Source organism: Brevibacillus nitrificans, assembly GCF_003710965.1.
GTDB classification, from domain to species: domain Bacteria; phylum Bacillota; class Bacilli; order Brevibacillales; family Brevibacillaceae; genus Brevibacillus; species Brevibacillus centrosporus.
Genome location: NZ_RHHU01000017.1, coordinates 476,688 through 493,869, shown reverse-complemented (window position 1 = coordinate 493,869; position 17,182 = coordinate 476,688). Strand labels below are relative to the sequence as shown.

At 51.1% G+C, this 17,182-nt stretch carries 18 protein-coding genes; 6 read left to right on the top strand and 12 right to left on the bottom strand.

What is annotated here, in order from left to right; translation table 11 throughout:
• Positions 1 to 30 precede the first annotated feature (30 nt).
• The 4 genes from EDM59_RS25525 to EDM59_RS25510 all read right to left on the bottom strand — a co-directional run bounded on the left by EDM59_RS25525 (position 31) and on the right by EDM59_RS25510 (position 2,180).
• The gene (locus EDM59_RS25525) at positions 31 to 807 is read right to left on the bottom strand and encodes a sporulation protein (RefSeq protein ID WP_122926207.1); all 777 of its coding nucleotides are present in this window, start codon (positions 805 to 807) and stop codon (positions 31 to 33) included.
• 60 nt (positions 808 to 867) lie between these two features.
• Entirely contained in the window at positions 868 to 1,401 is a 534-nt protein-coding gene (locus EDM59_RS25520; RefSeq protein WP_122926206.1) for a sporulation membrane protein YtrI, read from the bottom strand.
• Positions 1,398 to 1,709 (bottom strand): YtrH family sporulation protein, encoded by a 312-nt coding sequence (locus tag EDM59_RS25515; RefSeq protein WP_092268861.1) that lies wholly within the window; start codon positions 1,707 to 1,709, stop codon positions 1,398 to 1,400. Before EDM59_RS25515 ends, EDM59_RS25520 begins: the two co-directional genes overlap by 4 nt.
• Before the next feature lie 246 nt (positions 1,710 to 1,955).
• A complete protein-coding gene (locus EDM59_RS25510) occupies positions 1,956 to 2,180 on the bottom strand; it encodes a hypothetical protein (protein WP_122926205.1) in 225 nt (74 codons plus the stop codon).
• A 294-nt stretch (positions 2,181 to 2,474) separates the two neighbouring features.
• Between EDM59_RS25510 and EDM59_RS25505 the strand changes: the two genes are divergently transcribed.
• The 3 genes from EDM59_RS25505 to EDM59_RS25500 all read left to right on the top strand — a co-directional run bounded on the left by EDM59_RS25505 (position 2,475) and on the right by EDM59_RS25500 (position 5,542).
• Positions 2,475 to 3,725, top strand: a complete 1,251-nt coding sequence (locus EDM59_RS25505) for an MFS transporter (protein ID WP_122926204.1) — start codon at positions 2,475 to 2,477, stop codon at positions 3,723 to 3,725.
• The gene (locus tag EDM59_RS31220; protein WP_183193044.1) at positions 3,722 to 3,883 is read left to right on the top strand and encodes a hypothetical protein; all 162 of its coding nucleotides are present in this window, start codon (positions 3,722 to 3,724) and stop codon (positions 3,881 to 3,883) included. Before EDM59_RS25505 ends, EDM59_RS31220 begins: the two co-directional genes overlap by 4 nt.
• Positions 3,884 to 4,171: 288 nt before the next feature.
• Entirely contained in the window at positions 4,172 to 5,542 is a 1,371-nt protein-coding gene (locus EDM59_RS25500; RefSeq protein ID WP_183193043.1) for an HD domain-containing phosphohydrolase, read from the top strand.
• An 81-nt stretch (positions 5,543 to 5,623) separates the two neighbouring features.
• Here the strand turns inward: EDM59_RS25500 and EDM59_RS25495 are convergent, their stop codons facing one another.
• Together EDM59_RS25495 and EDM59_RS25490 are read right to left on the bottom strand one after the other, a co-directional pair.
• Positions 5,624 to 6,133 (bottom strand): hypothetical protein, encoded by a 510-nt coding sequence (locus tag EDM59_RS25495; RefSeq protein WP_122926202.1) that lies wholly within the window; start codon positions 6,131 to 6,133, stop codon positions 5,624 to 5,626.
• 21 nt (positions 6,134 to 6,154) lie between these two features.
• Entirely contained in the window at positions 6,155 to 7,234 is a 1,080-nt protein-coding gene (locus EDM59_RS25490) for a M42 family metallopeptidase (RefSeq protein ID WP_122926201.1), read from the bottom strand.
• Between the two features lie 152 nt (positions 7,235 to 7,386).
• Here EDM59_RS25490 and EDM59_RS25485 point away from each other — a divergent pair, with 152 nt between their 5' ends.
• Entirely contained in the window at positions 7,387 to 8,238 is an 852-nt protein-coding gene (locus EDM59_RS25485; protein WP_122926200.1) for a GNAT family N-acetyltransferase, read from the top strand.
• A gap of 71 nt (positions 8,239 to 8,309) precedes the next feature.
• Entirely contained in the window at positions 8,310 to 9,611 is a 1,302-nt protein-coding gene (locus EDM59_RS25480) for a BaiN/RdsA family NAD(P)/FAD-dependent oxidoreductase (protein WP_122926199.1), read from the top strand.
• Between the two features lie 259 nt (positions 9,612 to 9,870).
• On the opposite strand, the gene EDM59_RS25475 is transcribed toward EDM59_RS25480, so the two are convergent.
• From EDM59_RS25475 to refZ, 4 genes are all read right to left on the bottom strand, one after another.
• Entirely contained in the window at positions 9,871 to 10,464 is a 594-nt protein-coding gene (locus tag EDM59_RS25475; protein ID WP_122926198.1) for a YdeI/OmpD-associated family protein, read from the bottom strand.
• 260 nt (positions 10,465 to 10,724) lie between these two features.
• On the bottom strand, positions 10,725 to 10,928 hold the full coding sequence (locus EDM59_RS25470; RefSeq protein ID WP_122926197.1) for a hypothetical protein: 204 nt from the start codon (positions 10,926 to 10,928) through the stop codon (positions 10,725 to 10,727).
• A gap of 7 nt (positions 10,929 to 10,935) precedes the next feature.
• Complete coding sequence (locus tag EDM59_RS25465; RefSeq protein WP_122926196.1) at positions 10,936 to 13,413, bottom strand: septation ring formation regulator EzrA; 2,478 nt, start codon at positions 13,411 to 13,413, stop codon at positions 10,936 to 10,938.
• Positions 13,414 to 13,460: 47 nt separating this feature from the next.
• The gene (refZ, locus tag EDM59_RS25460; RefSeq protein WP_122926195.1) at positions 13,461 to 14,063 is read right to left on the bottom strand and encodes a forespore capture DNA-binding protein RefZ; all 603 of its coding nucleotides are present in this window, start codon (positions 14,061 to 14,063) and stop codon (positions 13,461 to 13,463) included.
• 192 nt (positions 14,064 to 14,255) lie between these two features.
• On the opposite strand from refZ, the gene EDM59_RS25455 reads away from it, so the two are divergent.
• Positions 14,256 to 15,098, top strand: a complete 843-nt coding sequence (locus EDM59_RS25455) for an endonuclease/exonuclease/phosphatase family protein (protein WP_122926194.1) — start codon at positions 14,256 to 14,258, stop codon at positions 15,096 to 15,098.
• 28 nt (positions 15,099 to 15,126) lie between these two features.
• On the opposite strand, the gene EDM59_RS25450 is transcribed toward EDM59_RS25455, so the two are convergent.
• Together EDM59_RS25450 and EDM59_RS25445 are read right to left on the bottom strand one after the other, a co-directional pair.
• Positions 15,127 to 16,044, bottom strand: a complete 918-nt coding sequence (locus EDM59_RS25450) for a hypothetical protein (RefSeq protein ID WP_122926193.1) — start codon at positions 16,042 to 16,044, stop codon at positions 15,127 to 15,129.
• A gap of 70 nt (positions 16,045 to 16,114) precedes the next feature.
• Positions 16,115 to 17,110 carry an MBL fold metallo-hydrolase gene (locus tag EDM59_RS25445; protein ID WP_122926264.1) on the bottom strand — a complete coding sequence of 332 codons (996 nt, stop codon included), beginning with the start codon at positions 17,108 to 17,110 and terminating at the stop codon, positions 16,115 to 16,117.
• Positions 17,111 to 17,182 lie beyond the last annotated feature (72 nt).

Below are 17,182 nucleotides of genomic sequence, written 5' to 3'. Positions count from 1 at the left end.
TTGGACACAGGCAGCTTTTTGCTGTTCACTCTAGCGGATTTGTTTGCGAATCAACTCTTCAATGGAATGGGCAATGTCTCCCGTCGAACGCTGCAGATCTTCCTGATGCAGGCGGAAGCGTTCATATCGTTCGTCCAGGTTAAAGGCTTCTTCAAAGGCACCCAAAAAGCCTCGCGCGCGTTTGTCCAGCTCCATGAGTACTTCCACACTGTTCTCATTCAGGTAAAAGACGATCTCCAGCTCTTCTACGCGGCTGCGATAAGGACCGGTCGGACGGAATTCAAATTCCTGCACGAACGGGTATGTTTTTCCCAAGTGCCGGTTGTACTCGCAATCCACCTTGTACAATTGAAAGCCGATCTGCGAAACGGCATCCAGGACTTTGGCCATCAAAGGATGCGGACGCACCTCGATAAAGTCGGAGTCGCCTGGGTCAATCGCATTTTTAATATCCAGTCCGGTACGCAAATACACGGGCTGGCGCCCCATGGTCAGCGGTGTCTCATACGGAAGACGGAAAGCAAATGGCAGCACCTTGTGTTCCTTCGGCTGCAGAACGACCCTCTCCGTCAGGCGATGCTTGATGAGCGTGCACTCCTCTTTCACCTTACTGTCGTTGCTCTCCCGCTCGTAATGGGTGATGACGTACATGTAAATCTCGTCGATCTCCTGGGCCACATCTCCCCCGGTTAGATGCACTTCCCCTGACAGCACTTCCCCGGGAATGAGGGAATCCTGCTCCAAGCGGGTGTCCACTTGTGCGGAACCAATTCCCACGCTGGCCAATAATTTTTTGAACATCGACATGTACCACTCTCTCCTTTACGCTTCGACCGATTGAATTTTGCCCGTTAGGAAAACCGGTGCTTATGTAGAGATATACGAATCCACAAAAAGAAAGTTTCGGGCAACTTTCTTCCATACATCATCCGGTTTTACCTCGGCCGTCACGAACAAGTGCAGCGTACGGCTGATGACCACCGTCTTGACCCTGACCTCCACCATCGTGCGATCAGGCAGCACATACTCGCGCCGCCGCAGCATCTCATGCAAAACCTGATGGACCTCGGCGACCTGCTCGACTTTCTTTCCTTTCAGGGACGCCAGGTCCTTTTCCATCCACTCGACCACCTGCACCTCGATGGTTGGATGCGGCTTGGGATCCATGACTGTGACCCGTACCTCTTCGATCCCAACTGTCTGCTTTCGGCGCGAGACGTTTTGGCTTTTTTTCAGCTCCTGATTTTCTTCGTACAGCTTTTTGTTCTGGAACTCCAGGCTTTTCTTCACCAGCATCATTTCTTCCATCTCTTTCCCGTATAAAAAAAGGACGGTGGCTCCGCCTAATAGGATACCGATCACCCAGATAGCTACATAGCGCTGCCAATGTGCTCGCTTCATGAGCGTACCTGGATGAGCCACTGCACACAGATTGTTCCGATATGCGCACCGAGAAAAGCGACGACGATCATCACCAGCTGCTTGAAAACAGGTGTCAAGTTGCCCATCAATATTTTTTCGATTTGCAAAAACGAGTCAAAAGTTCCTCCTAACGCCCCCACCAAGCCCCATATCTTTAACTGATCAGCCAATTGTGCCATAGACAAAAGAGGAGGTTTGTCGGTCAAAAAAGCACCGATTCCTCCGGAGAGCGATCCTCCGACCACGATTCCATACGCCACAAAAAACGTCAGAATGACCTGAGCCATGATGCATTCATCCTCCAGACTGCTTGTGCTTATCCTTATCCCTACGCAGCTTGTCAGGCTTTTATGAACGCTCATCCCACCTGTCGTGACGCACCCAAGTAAGAAAACCTCTATCGAGGCCTGTTCGAGAAGGAGCGACCGCGTTTTAGCGGAAAGTTTCCATGCGCTCTGGAATTCATAAGCAATCCGCTTATAAATTCCTATACGTTAAAAAACGGCATGCTCAGGAACATGCCGCTCTCTGACTTAATTTTTTCGTCTGCCTTGCCTGCGCAGTCTTTTTTCGATACGCGGTGAATTCATCACCATCAGATCCATGAACAGGTTGACCATGTTCGGATTGCGCAGCAGCTGGTTAAATACTTCTGGATTTTCTTTGAACCATTGCTCGTTTGCCTTGACCCAGGACTTAAAGCCGGTATTGGATTTGTAGTACTGATTTAATCGTCGTATCGGTCGATAGGCGCTCATCTTAATCTATCCCTTCATCAAAGAATATGGAGAGAAGAAAGATGATAATGACAATCCAGATCACTACTTCAAAGCCATCCTGGTCAAAAAAGCCCATCCTGTCGTCCCCCCTTTAATCTGTCACGCTCTTCTCCCGCCCACGGGGCTATTCACTATAGGTATATGTCGCGTGATAGGAAATGGATTGGACGCTTGCCCTCCTGCCTCTCATTTTCCGCTTTCGCCCATTTGTGTGCATAGAGAGGCTCCTGTTCCACTCATACTAATCAGGAAATGAACAGAGAGGAGACGATTATGGAAGCCTCAACGGGTTCACTGTGGCGAAACAAGCCTTATTTGTTACTCCTGCTCATTGTTTTTTTCATGCACCTCGCATCTTACTTAGTCATCCCTGTCTTTCCTATTTTTCTGGAGAAAGCCCGTACCCTCTCGCTTTCCCAGGTGGGATTGATACTCGGTGCTGGCAGCATCACGTATCAAATCGGGAGCTTGCTCGGTGGCCCGTTGTCTGACCGCTTTGGCAGGCGCAGCATCATCATGATTGGTGCCCTTTTGCAGGGAAGTGCCATGCTCGGCTACCATTACTCTCTGACCTACTGGCTCTTTTTCCTGTTTTCCGCTGTCAACGGGCTGGGGCTTGGTCTGCTAGCCCCTACGATCAAGGCCATGATTGCCGATGAAGTGGACGATCATAGCCGTACAGCCGCTTTCTCCTGGCGAGGGATTCTCGCTCACTCTGGCATTATCGTAGCTGGCGTCGTCATTGCTTGGATGACTTCAAGAGGACAGCAGCCCTTTCTGATCGCCGCGCTCGTATTTGCCCTGCTCGCAGCGCTTACCCGCTTCAGTCTGCCTGATGACCGCTGTGTCGGACCTGACTGCCAGCGCACGCCGCTCTCCGAGTACAAAAATCTTTTGACCCATCGCAGCTTCCTGTTCTTTTCCCTGATTACCCTGGTGATTTGGGCACTCTACGCGCAGTTTGCCTTAATCCTCCCGCTGCGGGGAGAGCATGTCCTGCACTCGGCAACGATGATTGGGCTGATCTGGACGATCAACTCGATAAGCGTCGTGCTGCTCCAAGGGTTTATCTCCCGTTTTGTCCTGCAGCGAATCAATCCCTATCTGTCCCTGGCGATGGGAACGACGCTTCTGGGTACGGGACTTACTGTGATGGGCTGGGCAGAGCATTTTATTACCTTGAGCGGATCGGCCATTCTATTCATTCTGGGGGAAATGCTGTTCATGCCCGTGCAGGACAGTCTCGTGACCCATTTTGCCAAAGAAGATCGGCTCGGTGCCTATTTTGGTTTTTCCAACTTTGTCTCTGGCATTGGAACGGCGATTGGCACGAGCCTCGGTGGGATGATGGTGGACAGGCTGGGTGGGGTCGGCAGTCTTTATCCATGGATCGCGTATGGGGTGATCACCCTCTTCGTGACGGCAGTTCTGGGATTGTTTGCCATATACGCCATGGCCAGATACAAGAAAACCGCCTCGCAAACCGTAGCACCTCGAACGAGAAAAAAGGAGGGAGCCACATGACGTGGACAGATAGAGAAGATGTAGTCGTAAAACCAGTTGCCGAGGAGAGGCCAACAAAAATGCCTTTGTCTTCGCTGCTGATTCAATTGGAAGACATCGCTAGTGCTCGGCCTTATGTCAAAACAGCAAAAACCAGCAAAGGATCGTGGTTCTTATGACCAAATCAAAACCGAAATCAGCAGGAATAGACCAAAATCCCGAACGAAACAGGCAACCGGACTCCATCAAAAACAACGCCCCTGGCTTCGGGGACAAAAAGCTGGAAGGACCCAATCGCCCTTCTACGTAAAGATTTATCCTCGAGTGTTCGTCCTGCGAACGCTCTTTTTTATTCCCGGAAAATGGAAGCTCATTTTCGACAATATTCGGATATTTTCTTGAAGGTTACGTCGAGATAGCCTATTATGATAGGAAAGAATACCCATAAACGGAAAGGACGTAGAGCCTTGCCACTCAAATCGACGACCCAATCTCAACTTTATCCTCTGTTTCTACTGATGCTGCCCATCATTTTTACGGTGGTCGTTGTCATCGGGTACTCACAGGCGAAGCAGCTCTATTTTCAATCTGGTGTGCGTGCGATGGACAGGCAGCTGAACACCGTTACGCAAATCCTTTCTCTTTTTAACGCACAAGTGAAAGACAACATCCTTAGCTATACAGAAGCCGAAAATCAAATCAGAGACATGATGGTAGGTCCCAAGCGGGCTGATCAAACGCGCGACCATTCCCAGGTCAAGCTGACTCTCGCACAGGGTGATGAGCTTTTCGCTTTCAACTCCCAAGGGAGCCTGACGATTCACGGCTCACTTGAGGGTCAAAATATGTACAACCTGCCCAATCCCGGTGACCGCTTTTTGGTCAAGCAGACCTTGAACGAAGGAAAAATGGTCAGTACGTATCGTTGGACTTTGTCTGACGAATCCTCCAGCATCGAAAAAATCGCAGTTGTCCGATACTTCCCCCAATGGGACTGGTACATTTGCCTCGTCTCCACGGAAGATGAATTTTACGAACAATTCAGCAAGGTGAAACTGTTTCTCATCATCCTCGTAGTGATCAGCTACCTGATCGCAGCGATCTTGCTGACTCTCACCACAAGAAAAGAAAAAGCACTCCTCACCTCTACCTTGCGCGGAGAACAGCTGGCAGAGGTCAATCAAAGCATTCTCAAATCACTCGCAGTCGCCTTGGAAGAGCGAGATGCCTATACGTCCGGTCATTCCCAGCGAGTGGCTTATTATACCCGTATAATCGGTCAGCAAATGGGGCTGGATCAAGAAACGCTCGACCTGATGTACACGGGAGGACTTCTCCACGACATCGGCAAAATCGGAATCGAAGACAGTATCCTGCTCAAGCCAGGAAAGCTCACAGAGGAAGAATTCCACAGCATCAAGTCTCATCCCGTACGCGGGGAAGCACTCCTGCGAAAGCTGTATGCCGAAGTAGACAAAAAGGATGCGGACAGTATTCGTTCCATTCTTGCGATCACCCGTCATCATCATGAACGTTTTGATGGGAAAGGCTACCCGGATCAGCTGCAGGAGGATAACATCCCGATCATTGCCCGAGTAACAGCCGTCGCCGACTCATTTGATGCCATGACCTCCTCCAGAGCCTATCGAAGGGGATTGTCCTTTTCCAAAGCATGCGATGAGATCATCCGCAATTCCGGAACGCAGTTTTGCCCGAAGGTTGTTGAAGCTTTTTTTCAAAGCATTACAGAGGAAACTTTTCACCATGCCCATCAAATCTCGCGAGCCAATGAGATTTTGGACCCTCTCGTACAAGAGAAACGAATCCATCTCGCCTAGAATGGGCAGATAAAATCATAAAAAGCAAAGCCGTGCAGCTCCATTTGTGGGGCGAACACGGCTTTGCTTCGTTTCATCGGATTATGCAATGGGAACGAGCTTGTACGGCAAGGAAAACGACTCGAGTGTTGCCAAAAACTTGTCGTACGCCTCCTGATCCGGCGCGATCAGCTGCAAGTAGCGCGTAAAATAGAAGACGATACGGTCCTCCTGCCCCTCTTGCAAGCGATAGTGCGCAAGTGTTGCAATATCTCTCTGGTTGTAAAAGTAATCGTAGCGCTCTTCGGTCAGCGGTGCGCGAAAGGTGCGGCTGACAACCACTCCGTTGCTCAGGTTTTCCCTCGTATTTTCTTTGGTTGCCCCGAGCAGCCGGAGAAGCTCCCCTGCCCGTCGCCCCCCTACTTTCTCGGCGAGCATACTATCGTTGTACTCGACCTCCAGATCACTTAAGCGATGCGCCACCGATTCGAGCATGCTCATCAAAACTTTGCGCACGGCCAGATTCTCAGTCGCAAACTGGTTGTCGAATACGTTGAACTCGAAGGACGTAGCCTGATTGATTCGCTTCGTATAGAAAGTGACTGCGTTCATCGTGTTTCCTCCACTTGATCGTTATCGCGGCAGAATCGACTCCCATGTTTGTCGGTCCAGCTTACGGATAATCGAGAACAGGAGACGCTTCGCCGCTTCGTAATCCGCTGTATCAATGATCGAGGCATGGCTGTGAATATAGCGTGACGGAATGCCGATTACAGCAGAAGGAACACCTTTGCCGTGGTTTTGCACGACACCTGCGTCCGTGCCCCCTTTGGCGACGTAGATCTGATACGGAATCTTTTCCTCTTCACAGGTCGCGATCAACAGCTCTCGCAGCCCCACCGGCATGACGTACATCGGATCGTAAATACGCATCAAGAGACCGTTCCCCAATTTGCCGCCTTCCTCTCGCACGCCAGGAATGTCTCCTGCCGGGCTTGCATCCAGTGCCAGGAACAGATCCGGTTGAATCAATTCCGCTGCCGTTTTGGCACCGCGTGTACCCGCCAGCTCTTCTTGCACTGTCGCTCCTACATAAACCACATTTGGATGACCAGGACGCTCATGCAGCTCTTTTGCCAGCTCTACTGACAGACTGCAGCCATAGCGGTTGTCCCATGCCTTTGCCATGATGCGACGCGGGTTTGCCATCACCTGGAATGGACAGATCGGCAAAATCGGCTGTCCAGGACGAATGCCCAAACGCTCCGCTTCTTCTCGTGTATCTACACCGATATCGACGTACATGTTGCGGACATCCATCGGGCGATTGCGCTGATCATCGCTCAGCACATGCGGCGGGATCGAGCTGATGACGCCTTGAATCACACCTTGGCCCGTAATAATTTGCACGCGCTGTGCCAACAGAACCTGTCCCCACCATCCGCCTAACGTTTGGAAGGAGATAAAGCCTTTCTCGGAAATGCGTGTAACCATGAAGCCCACTTCATCCATGTGTCCTGCAACCATGATCCGCGGTCCGTTTTCATCCCCACGCATAACGCCGAACATGCTGCCCAGGTTGTCATAGACTAGTTCATTTGTATACTGGCTTATGTATTCCTTCATGATATCGCGTACCGGGCCTTCAAACCCGGGTGCGCCAGGTGCTTCCGTCAGACGTTTCCACAACTCGAGCGAAAACTCGTTCTCCATTCCAGTCGTGCCTCCTCTTTTGTACAGCAAAAATTTTTCTACGTACTCTATTATCTGCGAGGGCGAACAGGGATGCAACTGATCGATGGGCAGGAATAGACATTCCATTTCCCGAATGCTTGTAAGATACATATCGTCAAGGAGGGAAAAGCATGTCGATCACACTTCGCAAACTAACAGAGCCACAGGACCTACAGCAGCTCGAGGCCTTGGAGGGTGCTGTATGGAATACGACCGAGGTCATTCCGTACCACATGACCATTACGATCGCCAAGTTTGGCGGCCTTTTTATCGGGGCGTTTGATGAAGACAAAATGGTTGGGTTTCTATACACATTTCCAGGAAATTCTCACGGAGAGCCTCATCTCTGCTCGCACATGCTCGGATTTTTGCCGGAGTACCGCAAGCAAGGTCTCGGCGTGCAAATGAAATGGCTGCAGCGAGACGAAGCGATGGCGATGGGGCACACCAAGATCACATGGACGTACGATCCACTAGAAACGGTCAACGGGGTTTTGAATATCGCCAAGCTTGGCGGCATCGTACGGACGTATTTGCCAAACTGCTATGGCGCTCTCGACGATGAGTTCAGTCGTGGGATTCCTACGGATCGCTTCTTGATCGAGTGGTTCCTCGATAGCAACCGGGTAGAGAATCATCGTGCCCAAAAAGGAGAAAAGCCGAATCTCGTGGAGGGAGCTCCCGAAGTGCTTAGCTATGAAATCGTCGACGGATTCCCAAAGCCTATCGAGCAGCGTTTCGATCTGCAAGAGCCGATCCTTCTGCTGCCGGTGCCTGCCCACTTTCAAGAGGTCAAACGCCGCGACATGGACGTGGCTCGCAGCTGGAGAAAGCTCACGAGTGAGCTCTTTCAGTCGTACATGGGGCAAGGCTATACGGTGACGTACATCTTCCGCGATCCGGATCAGGACATCGTCCGCTACGTGCTCGACAGAAGGCCGCTCCCGGCGATCCTGGATTCCGCCGCCCGCGACCGTGCTTAAAAGCGATTCCTCCCACCTTGTGGTACAATGGGTGTTGATCTACCCTATTGGAAAGAGGACGAGAACGAATTATGCATAGATCTGAATACGATTTCGATGTCATTATCATCGGCGGCGGTCCTTCCGGTTTGATGGCTGCAGTTGCTGCCTCCAGCCAAGGCGCGCGAGTCTGTCTGGTAGAAAAAGGCGGAAAGCTGGGGCGCAAACTGATTATCTCCGGCGGTGGCCGCTGCAATGTCACCAATGCCAAGGAACAGGACGAGCTGATCAAGCAAATGCCTGGAAATGGACGGTTTATGTACAGCGCATTTGCCCAGTTTAGCAACCGGGATATCGTTCAGTTTTTTGAAGAGCTGGGCGTTGCTTTAAAAGAAGAAGACCGCGGCCGCATGTTTCCGGTAACAGATAAAGCCGTTACTGTCGCGCAAGCTTTGATCGACAAGATAAAAGCACAGGGAGTCAACATTCGGCTGAACAGCCCTGTCCATAACGTTCTGTATACAGATGGCCGAACAGAAGGAATTCTGCTCCAATCGGGGGAAAAGCTGCTGGCTCCTTGTGTCATCATCGCCGTTGGCGGCTGTTCGGTGCCGCAAACCGGCTCTACGGGAGATGGTTATGCCTGGGCCAAAGACGCTGGGCATACCATTACCGACCTGTACCCGACCGAAGTACCGCTCGTTGCGAATGATTCGTTCATTCGCGATAAATCCCTGCAGGGCCTGTCCTTGCGGGATGTAGAAATGACGTTGTACGCGCCAAACGGCAAAAAAGTGAACACGCAGGAAGGCGACATGATTTTTACCCATCAAGGTCTGTCTGGCCCCGCTTCCCTGCGCATGGGTCATTATGTCTCCATCACGCAGCGCAAGCACGGGTCTGTTCCCCTGTCTTTGACACTGGATCTGATGCCGACCAAGAGCATCGAAGAAATTGCGACAGAGAGCTGGGGCCTTTTGGAGGAGCAGCCCAAAAAGGCTGTAAAAAATGTTCTGAAAGGCTACCTGCCGGAACGGATTATTCCGATCTTGCTCTCGCTCTCCTCCATTCCGGAAGAGACAACGCTCAGCCATATGCGCAAACAGGAATGGGCAGCATTCGCGAAGCTGATCAAAGCGTTCCCTTTGACCATCACAGGTACGCTCTCCCTGCAGGAAGCCTTCATCACGGGAGGAGGCGTCAGTGTAAAAGAAATCGATCCGAGAACCATGCAGTCCAAATGTGTGGAGGGCCTATACTTCGCGGGTGAAGTCATGGACGTCCACGCTCATACTGGCGGTTACAATATTACGATCGCCTTTTCCTCCGGCTATGTAGCAGGCACACATAGTGCTCAAGCCGCGCTGGAAAATTATTCTGTAAATCAGGTTTAAGGACAGAGCGTTCGGGGAATCTATTGAATGGGTAACTCTTTTTGGAAAAGAGTGATCAGCATCTTACTCCCCCCTAGTTGTAAGATGCTGGTTATCACACCTTTACTCCCTTTATCTTCCCTATTATGAAGCGGCGCCTCGGTGAGCGCCGTTTCTTTTTTTGTACCCAGGCTTGCTCTTTTTCATTTTCAGCCACAAGAAAAACCCCTCACTTAAATGAGCGGTTTGTTTGGTTTGTTCGACTTCCCTCAGCAACCGGCTAATCGTTTAATCCCTTCCCATCGAGAATTTGCTGCACGTACTTTTCCACTCTTGCCTCTCTCGTTTTGGCTTGCTTGGGTTGAGAAAAATGAAGCAGGTAAGCCCTTTGACGTCCAGGTGTCAATTCTTCAAAAGCCGCTTTCAAGGCAGGCATTTCTTCAAATTTGTTCTGAAGCTCTTCCGGAACGGTGTAGTCTTCGTTCTTTTTCAAGCTCACTTCCAAACCAGCCTTTTCAACTTCGATCGCTTCCATGATATACGCTTTTACGATGGCTTCCTGTTCCACGATTTGTTGAATATCCGTGAAACGAATCTGGCGCGCAGCTTGTACATTCTCTGTTTGCTGAATGAGAATCCCCTGCGGGTCCTTGAGCAAGGCACCCTTGTGAAACAGCAGCGCGCAGTATTCTTTAAATCCATGTATTAAAACGATATTTTTCCCCTCAAGTGTGTAACAAGGATGCATCCACTTAAACTCTTCGGTCAACTCACAATCCAGAACGATCTTTCGCAGCTTCTCAAATTCTTCCCGCCACTTTTTGGACTTGCTTAAAAACTCATCAACCTTCGGATTCAATCTGCTGCTTGTCATCAAGGAACACTCCTCTTCTGTTTTCGAGTTCCCAGCTACATGATTTCCTTTATTATGGAATGAATGCTTGTATATGGCAAACAATCCTAGCTGCATAAAAGATAGCCTGTAAGAAAACCTCTATCGAGGCCGTCTCAAGGAGGGGCGACCGCGTTTTAGCGGTAGGCATTCATGCGCTCCGGAATTCATAAGCGTAGCGCTAATAAATTCCTATACGTTAAAAAAACACCCGCTGCCTTTGCATCGGGTGTCTCTCTCTGTTACGAGGAAGCTACAGCTTGATATAGATAGGCAAAGCCCGCCATCAGAAACGCGAAGCCAAGCAGGTAAAATGTATTGGCCCGCTGCTTGATCCGTTTTTCATTCCCCTTGAAATGGGCTTCCATGCGGGACTGCCATCGTTTCGTTCTAGGCTGGATCATCACGATCACGCCAATCAAAAGAAGAAACAGAGGAAAACTCAAGGATGGATCACCCTTTCTTCTTGCGTCGCAAGAGCCAGCGCGTTTCCGCTTCCTCTGGTGCCCCTTCGACCACGAGGCGCGCTTCTTCCGCCAATTGATAGGCTTCCGCAAACGCCAGCTGCCTAAACGACTGCTCCGCCTTCGTCAGCAAATCGTTTACCTGGCGATTTTGTCTGCGATAGCGGTTCGTGTATTGAATGGCCCCTTCTGCCAGCTGGCAGGTGGAGATGACCCGCTCTGCCATTCGCTCCGTTTCGCCTACCAATTCGTTGGCGTCTTGGATCAAGATCGCGACTTCCTCCAGATCGTAGCGGTACTCCTCCATGATTCCCTTAATTTGAGCAAGCGTCTGAACCACTTCTTCAAACAAGTATTTCAAATGATCAGGGATGCCCGGCAGATAGCTTCTTTTGATCTGCTGACGAACGCGGACCAGTGTTCCCGAAATCCGTTCCAGCTCGTCCAGTGCATCGTCTTCGGTCTCAATGAGCAGATAGGCAGGCTCGGCTTCCTGTTTGGACTCTTCCCACTCTGGCTGGCGCTTTGGAATCACTAATTCGTATTCCTCTTCGTCCATGTCATCGGCTTCTACTCGCTGCTGGGCAGGAGAAGCAGCTTGACGAGGAGCATTCGGAAACGGGATGGCTTTCGCGTTCAACAGGACTTCCCGCTCTGCCTTGCTCAGTTCTGTTGCTGGCTCTATCGCTTCTGCTTCTGCCCTGTCTTTTTCGTAATCGAAAGCAGCCACGCCAGCAGGTTCGGCACGTTTATACTGATAGACCGGCTCCTCTTCTACTTGCTCTTGATAGAATGCCTGGTCCTGTGCAAGCTCTTGCATTTGATCAGCTTCGACCTGGGAAAACGCATACTTGCTATCCGCAGCTTGCTCTTGGTGAGCAAAAACCTCTTCCGCTGTTACCCGCTCCACTGTTGCTGGTTCCACATGTACCGGTTTCGTCTCGTTCACCTGAGAAGCCTGCATGGCCAAAGCAGCTGCCGACGCAGCTTCTCGCTGAGCTAGCACCAGCTCTTCCAAGCTTTGATACGTAGCATCCATCAAAACTTCAAATGCCTTTTGATGCGTCTGAACCATTTCCAGACTGCCTTCCTCCAGCGCGCTTTTCGCTGCAGTCAGGAGCTGCTTCGCCTGCATCAGCGAATTGTCCAGCCCGTTTTGTTCTAGCTGAAATCCGCCGCGCACAGCCTGATCGATTCCCTCTTCCAGCTGCTTAAACTCTTCCGGCAGCTCTTTCTTGACGCGATTCACCAGAGCCGGGATCTGCTCCATCGCTTTCGTTACGCTCTCAAGCAGCTGCTGTGCTTTTAGCGTCGTTTCGTACGCTTGAATATCATCACCAGCAGCTCGTGACGTTTTTACCAGACTGCGCATTGTTTCAATTTCATCCAGCTTCCCTTTTAACTCATGGAACGAGAGTCCGTATTCCAGACGCAAGTCAGACAGTTTTCTTTCAACCTGCTCCACCTGCTTGCCGATTTCCGGGATGACCACCTTCGTTTCCTGCTTGGTTACCGCGACCTGCGTCGTATCCGTCTTCAGGTCTGCCAGTTCCTGCTCAATCTGGGTGATCGCCTCTCTCGCTTCGTCCAGCATGCCGAGCGCCAGAGTAAAGCGGAAGCGGTCGCACGCTTCCTCGGCATCGAGAATCATCATTTCCACATCAGGGATGCGGATGCGCAGCAGGTTTTCCTTTTTATCCGCGATGTGATGGTAGCGCACCTCCGTCATACCACTAGAGCGGCGCATTGGCTTGTCCACTTCGATCACATTGATTTTTTCGACCAGCTCTTCCTTCCAGTCTTCCACTTCATCTACTTGAGCGAAAATGGCGCGCCGGCGAATCATCGCGTAAATCAGAGCGATAGACAGACCAGCAAAAACGACTCCGATCAGGTAGATCCACCAAGGAATACCGCCGAGTCCAGAGTCTGCCTTTTCTTTGGCTACCTCGCCCGCTTGACCTGCATCAGCTGTCCCCGCTGCTGCTTGGTTCGTCTGCAGTCGATCCAGCTCCGTGTTGACCTCGTCGATGAGGGTTTGAATCCCGGTTAAATACTGCTTCTGGTTACGAAAAGGCTCGAAGTAGGAGTTGATTTTGTCGTGAAGCATCTCCATGTTCGCGCCTTTTGTTTGCAAGGCTGGTCCCGCGTAAACGCCAAGCTGCTCCGTATCCATGTCCAAGACGAGCATCAAGGCATCCTCTGCCAAATTGTAGTTGTCAAAGAGCTTTTGCGCGTAAACATCGGGAGACTCCGCTTCCGGAGACGTGCTTTCTACAACGACGACCTTGTAGCTTCCCGGGCTTTCCTTTAGCTCTTCTGCAAATTTCGTTCGGTCTTCCTTTTTCAAATAGTTATCCGCGTCTTGGACGACTTCGTCCGTTTTGTCAGGAAACGGCGTCGCAAAAGCCGGATTCGCATATAGCAACATGCCTGCCAGACAGAGCATGAATAATGATCGTTTCACTTGTCATACAACCCCTTAGCGTCTGTATTCATGGGAGAGGGTACTGCTTATGTGGGAAGCAAGCATGCTCGAAGATAGCGCATGATGGAGGCTTGCAGCCATAAGGCGAACTCCTCGGAGTACGGTTCCAGATCATAAACCTGGCGAACCATTTGAGCCTGCAAAAATGGGTACGTCATTTGACTGATCACGGCCAAGACGACGCGGTCCGATGATATGGGTAGAAAATCACCAGTTGCCATGCCCTGCTCGATGACTCGAGACAAGCCATGCTTCCAGCGGCTGATGTACAGAGTGAGTACTTCTCTTGCCAGCATCGACTCGACACTCAGCTCACGTTGAATCAAACGGGTGATTGGCGCATGTTCGCATTGAAAGCTTACATAGAGAGCGACGACCTTTTCCAGCCGATCAAAGAGAGGGATTTCTTTACACTCGGTCTCCTGCTCTTCTATACGGCGAAACAACGTATCAAAATAAGAGGCGATCAAGGTTTCCAGCACGCCCTGCTTCCCCTGAAAATGGTAGGAAATCAGCGCGGAGTTTACCTGTGCCTCCTCGGCAATATGGCGAACGGAAGTACCTTTGTAGCCATGTATGTCGAACAGCTTGGCCGCTGCAGACAGGATGCGCATTTTCGTCTGATCCATTGCCTTGTTCCCTCCTGCTATTGGTTCATCACCAAGGCCAGTCAGGCATCTCATCTATTTTACAGAGGTTTCGACGTAAAAAGATAGTCTCGTTTGTTAGTTCGACAAACTTTTCCAGTATTCCTCCTGCATGCGGACAAGCTATGATAAAAAAAACCTCATTATGTCGGTCTTGCCAGCGAAGGAGGCCCCATGCGCAAAAAATGGCTGTCACTCACCCTATGCCTTACATTCTTTGCTTTTCCGTCAGGGGGTACGCTCGTTCACAATCTGCCTGCCTCTGCAGCTCCGACTATGAGTGATTACGAACATACGCTGTCAGTCGTTACGTACAACATTCGCGGCTGCCGTACGGACGATGGGACCGCAGACCCCGCACTCATCATTTCTGCCTTAGAGCCCCTCCATGCCGATCTTATTGCTTTGCAGGAGGTAGACGTACGTTTGCCGCGCTCTGGCTTTGTCAATCAGCTCGCCAACATTGCCGCCGGCCTGAACATGAACTACGCTTACGGCCCCTCGATCGATTTCGTCATCGGTCAGTATGGAAATGCCCTGCTCAGCAAATATCCGATCCAGCAAGCCGACATGGTTTCCCTGCCTTCCCAATGGGAGCCGCGTAGCCTTCTGGATGTCACAATCAACTGGGATGGGGAACCGCTGCACGTCCTAGTCACTCACTTAGGCGTTAAAAAGTCAGAACATAGTGAACAAACGGAATCCTTGCTCGCTTATTTGCACGAACAATCGTACAAAACCAGCCTGCTGCTCGGGGATTTCAACATGCTTCCTGGCGACCCTTCGCTTGAATCCTTGCGAACCTTTTATAAAGATCCGCTTTACGAGGAAAATCTCGGCCTGCGCACGCTCAAGCATCCCGTCGTCCCAAGAGAAATTGACCGGATCCTGCATTCACCGGATTTAACCTACATGGATGCCGCAGCTCCTGCCGTCGGCCCTTCTGATCATTATCCGGTACAGATGCATCTGACTCGCTCTTCCCTGCTCACGCAAGAAGCGGCCTCCTCCTACTAGAGGGAGACCGCTTCTTGGACGTATCGTATTACCTGGAGGATTGACTCTCGGTCGGAGTCGGCAGTGGCTTGACTCGTCCGTAACTTTGCAGGTAGGTTTCCACCTGGGAATGTTCATTGACTCGTTGTCCGTTCACGTCGTATTGAGAACGAATGGACATCGTGATCGTTGTGGGAAGCATGCTGGTTCGATTGTAGTAGACAGTATAGTCCGCATTGACATCCATCTGGTCAACAATTTCCCTTACGTTTGGCGCAGGGTTTGACTCCGACTGGATTCGCGGACCCTTTTGCCCCGTCGCACTCTTCTTCCACGATCCATCCGATAAAGCCATAGCCAGCTTCAGCCTGGGCTTGTGTGCAGCAGCAGACTGAATGTGGGAGCCGGCAGTCTCCGTGCCTTGCGTCTGTTCATTCATCTGGGTGACCAGCCAGTTTTTCAGCTTGGCAGAGTCCAGCGTGACCCGTATCGCTTCGACATCATCGTTTGGATCTTCGTCGGGCAGCTGGCGTATGTTCTTTTGCATATCAGCCATCTGCGAAAAGCAGGAGGCAGGGTCCCAGTTGTCCATTTCCTGCTGATACGCCGCTTGTGTATGGGCGACATTTTTCCACGCAGCATCGCTTCCTTGCTTGGCGTACAGCTTGTCTCCTTGATGCAGCAGGCTCAGACTGTCCACTCTCTTTTCATCCGGCATCGACAGCTTCACATTCATGTACACGGCGTCTTTATCTTTTCGGCCTGAAAAGTTGACCACGTTGGCATTCGCGCTGTTTTCCGTCAGCAGCTTGGTACGACCGTAAAACGCGTAGGAATCCTGTGCGGAGAAATGATCGCGCACCTGATCAAAAGCCGAACTCGGGTTTTGCTTTACGCCCATTTGATTGCAGCCGGTCATGGACGTACATAAAAGGGTCAAGAGACAAATCGTCCAACCTTTGCGCATTACTGCCCCTCCTTCACGCTACTCTGGCAAGCCTCCACCATAGCGTTTCCAGGGCAGAAAAAGGTTATTCTTAGACCGAATAATAAAGAATGCCGTCCTGCTCCCGCACATCGACCTGATGCAGGATCATCAGCAGATCGATATGACCCAAGGTTTCCGACAGCGTCAGCGGCAATTCCTTTTCATACAAGGTAGGAAAGAGCATCGCCGTCAGCTCGTACGCTGTCTTTTCTCCGTCTTTCAGCATCTTCCGGAGTGTATCTGTCCGCTCCCAGTTTTTCCGCAGTCTTGCGAGAATCAGCTCACGGTGATCCCGGACTGGCTCACCATGCCCGGACAGCACCATTTCTATATCCATGTCAGCGCACATCTCCAGTGCAGTCCGGTACTGTACCAATGTCAATGGGCGTACACGGCTGCGGTCACGCGGGGGCTCGATAAAAGCGTTCGAGGAGATCTTTTGGATAATGTGATCGCCCCCAATCATGATGCGGTCGGACGCTCGGTACAAGGACAGATGGCTCTGGCTATGACCAGGTGTGTAGAGGACCTGCCACTGCGACAGATTGGGTACCATCTGCTCGTGCTTCAACAGCACATCAATCTGGCTCGTTTGGGAAAATGTCTCCATGAGCTTGTGGAACCGCTCGATGATAAACAGCTTTTCCTGGGGAACCCCACTCTGTTTGTACAGATCCGTAAAAAAGCGATCGTGAAAATCGATGAACTCTTTGTCCAGCTCTATGTACGGTGCTGCTAGCGGATGTGCCAGTGTCTGCGCTTTCGATACCTGTCTGACCCGCTCCAGCAGTCCACAATGGTCCACGTGATGATGTGTGAGCACGACCTGTTCGATCTGCTCCACGCTGATCCCAATCGAATCCAATCCCGTTTGTAAAGCCTGCCATGCCTCCTCCGTAAGCGGGCCAACATCCACTAAAGTCAGCTTTTCCCCTTTTACGAGGTAGACGTTGACCGGCCCTACTTTAAATGGGGTTGGCAGCTCCAGCCGAAATACATCTGGCGCCACTTCTTGCGCTTGCACGTACTGCTCTCGTGAAGTCATCTTGATCCCTCCGGAAACCTCTTCGTTTTTTGCCCGTCTCTTCTGAAAAAAGAAAAGAGCCATCGCTTGGCT

What these genes read in the sequence shown, in the direction of transcription:
- EDM59_RS25525 (WP_122926207.1), bottom strand. Translation starts at nt 807, where the DNA reads ATGTCGATGTTCAAAAAATTATTGGCCAGCGTGGGAATTGGTTCCGCA.
- EDM59_RS25520 (WP_122926206.1), bottom strand. Translation starts at nt 1,401, where the DNA reads ATGAAGCGAGCACATTGGCAGCGCTATGTAGCTATCTGGGTGATCGGT.
- EDM59_RS25515 (WP_092268861.1), bottom strand. Translation starts at nt 1,709, where the DNA reads ATGGCTCAGGTCATTCTGACGTTTTTTGTGGCGTATGGAATCGTGGTC.
- EDM59_RS25510 (WP_122926205.1), bottom strand. Translation starts at nt 2,180, where the DNA reads ATGAGCGCCTATCGACCGATACGACGATTAAATCAGTACTACAAATCC.
- EDM59_RS25505 (WP_122926204.1), top strand. Translation starts at nt 2,475, where the DNA reads ATGGAAGCCTCAACGGGTTCACTGTGGCGAAACAAGCCTTATTTGTTA.
- EDM59_RS31220 (WP_183193044.1), top strand. Translation starts at nt 3,722, where the DNA reads ATGACGTGGACAGATAGAGAAGATGTAGTCGTAAAACCAGTTGCCGAG.
- EDM59_RS25495 (WP_122926202.1), bottom strand. Translation starts at nt 6,133, where the DNA reads ATGAACGCAGTCACTTTCTATACGAAGCGAATCAATCAGGCTACGTCC.
- EDM59_RS25490 (WP_122926201.1), bottom strand. Translation starts at nt 7,234, where the DNA reads ATGGAGAACGAGTTTTCGCTCGAGTTGTGGAAACGTCTGACGGAAGCA.
- EDM59_RS25485 (WP_122926200.1), top strand. Translation starts at nt 7,387, where the DNA reads ATGTCGATCACACTTCGCAAACTAACAGAGCCACAGGACCTACAGCAG.
- EDM59_RS25480 (WP_122926199.1), top strand. Translation starts at nt 8,310, where the DNA reads ATGCATAGATCTGAATACGATTTCGATGTCATTATCATCGGCGGCGGT.
- EDM59_RS25475 (WP_122926198.1), bottom strand. Translation starts at nt 10,464, where the DNA reads ATGACAAGCAGCAGATTGAATCCGAAGGTTGATGAGTTTTTAAGCAAG.
- refZ (WP_122926195.1), bottom strand. Translation starts at nt 14,063, where the DNA reads ATGGATCAGACGAAAATGCGCATCCTGTCTGCAGCGGCCAAGCTGTTC.
- EDM59_RS25455 (WP_122926194.1), top strand. Translation starts at nt 14,256, where the DNA reads ATGCGCAAAAAATGGCTGTCACTCACCCTATGCCTTACATTCTTTGCT.
- EDM59_RS25450 (WP_122926193.1), bottom strand. Translation starts at nt 16,044, where the DNA reads ATGCGCAAAGGTTGGACGATTTGTCTCTTGACCCTTTTATGTACGTCC.
- EDM59_RS25445 (WP_122926264.1), bottom strand. Translation starts at nt 17,110, where the DNA reads ATGACTTCACGAGAGCAGTACGTGCAAGCGCAAGAAGTGGCGCCAGAT.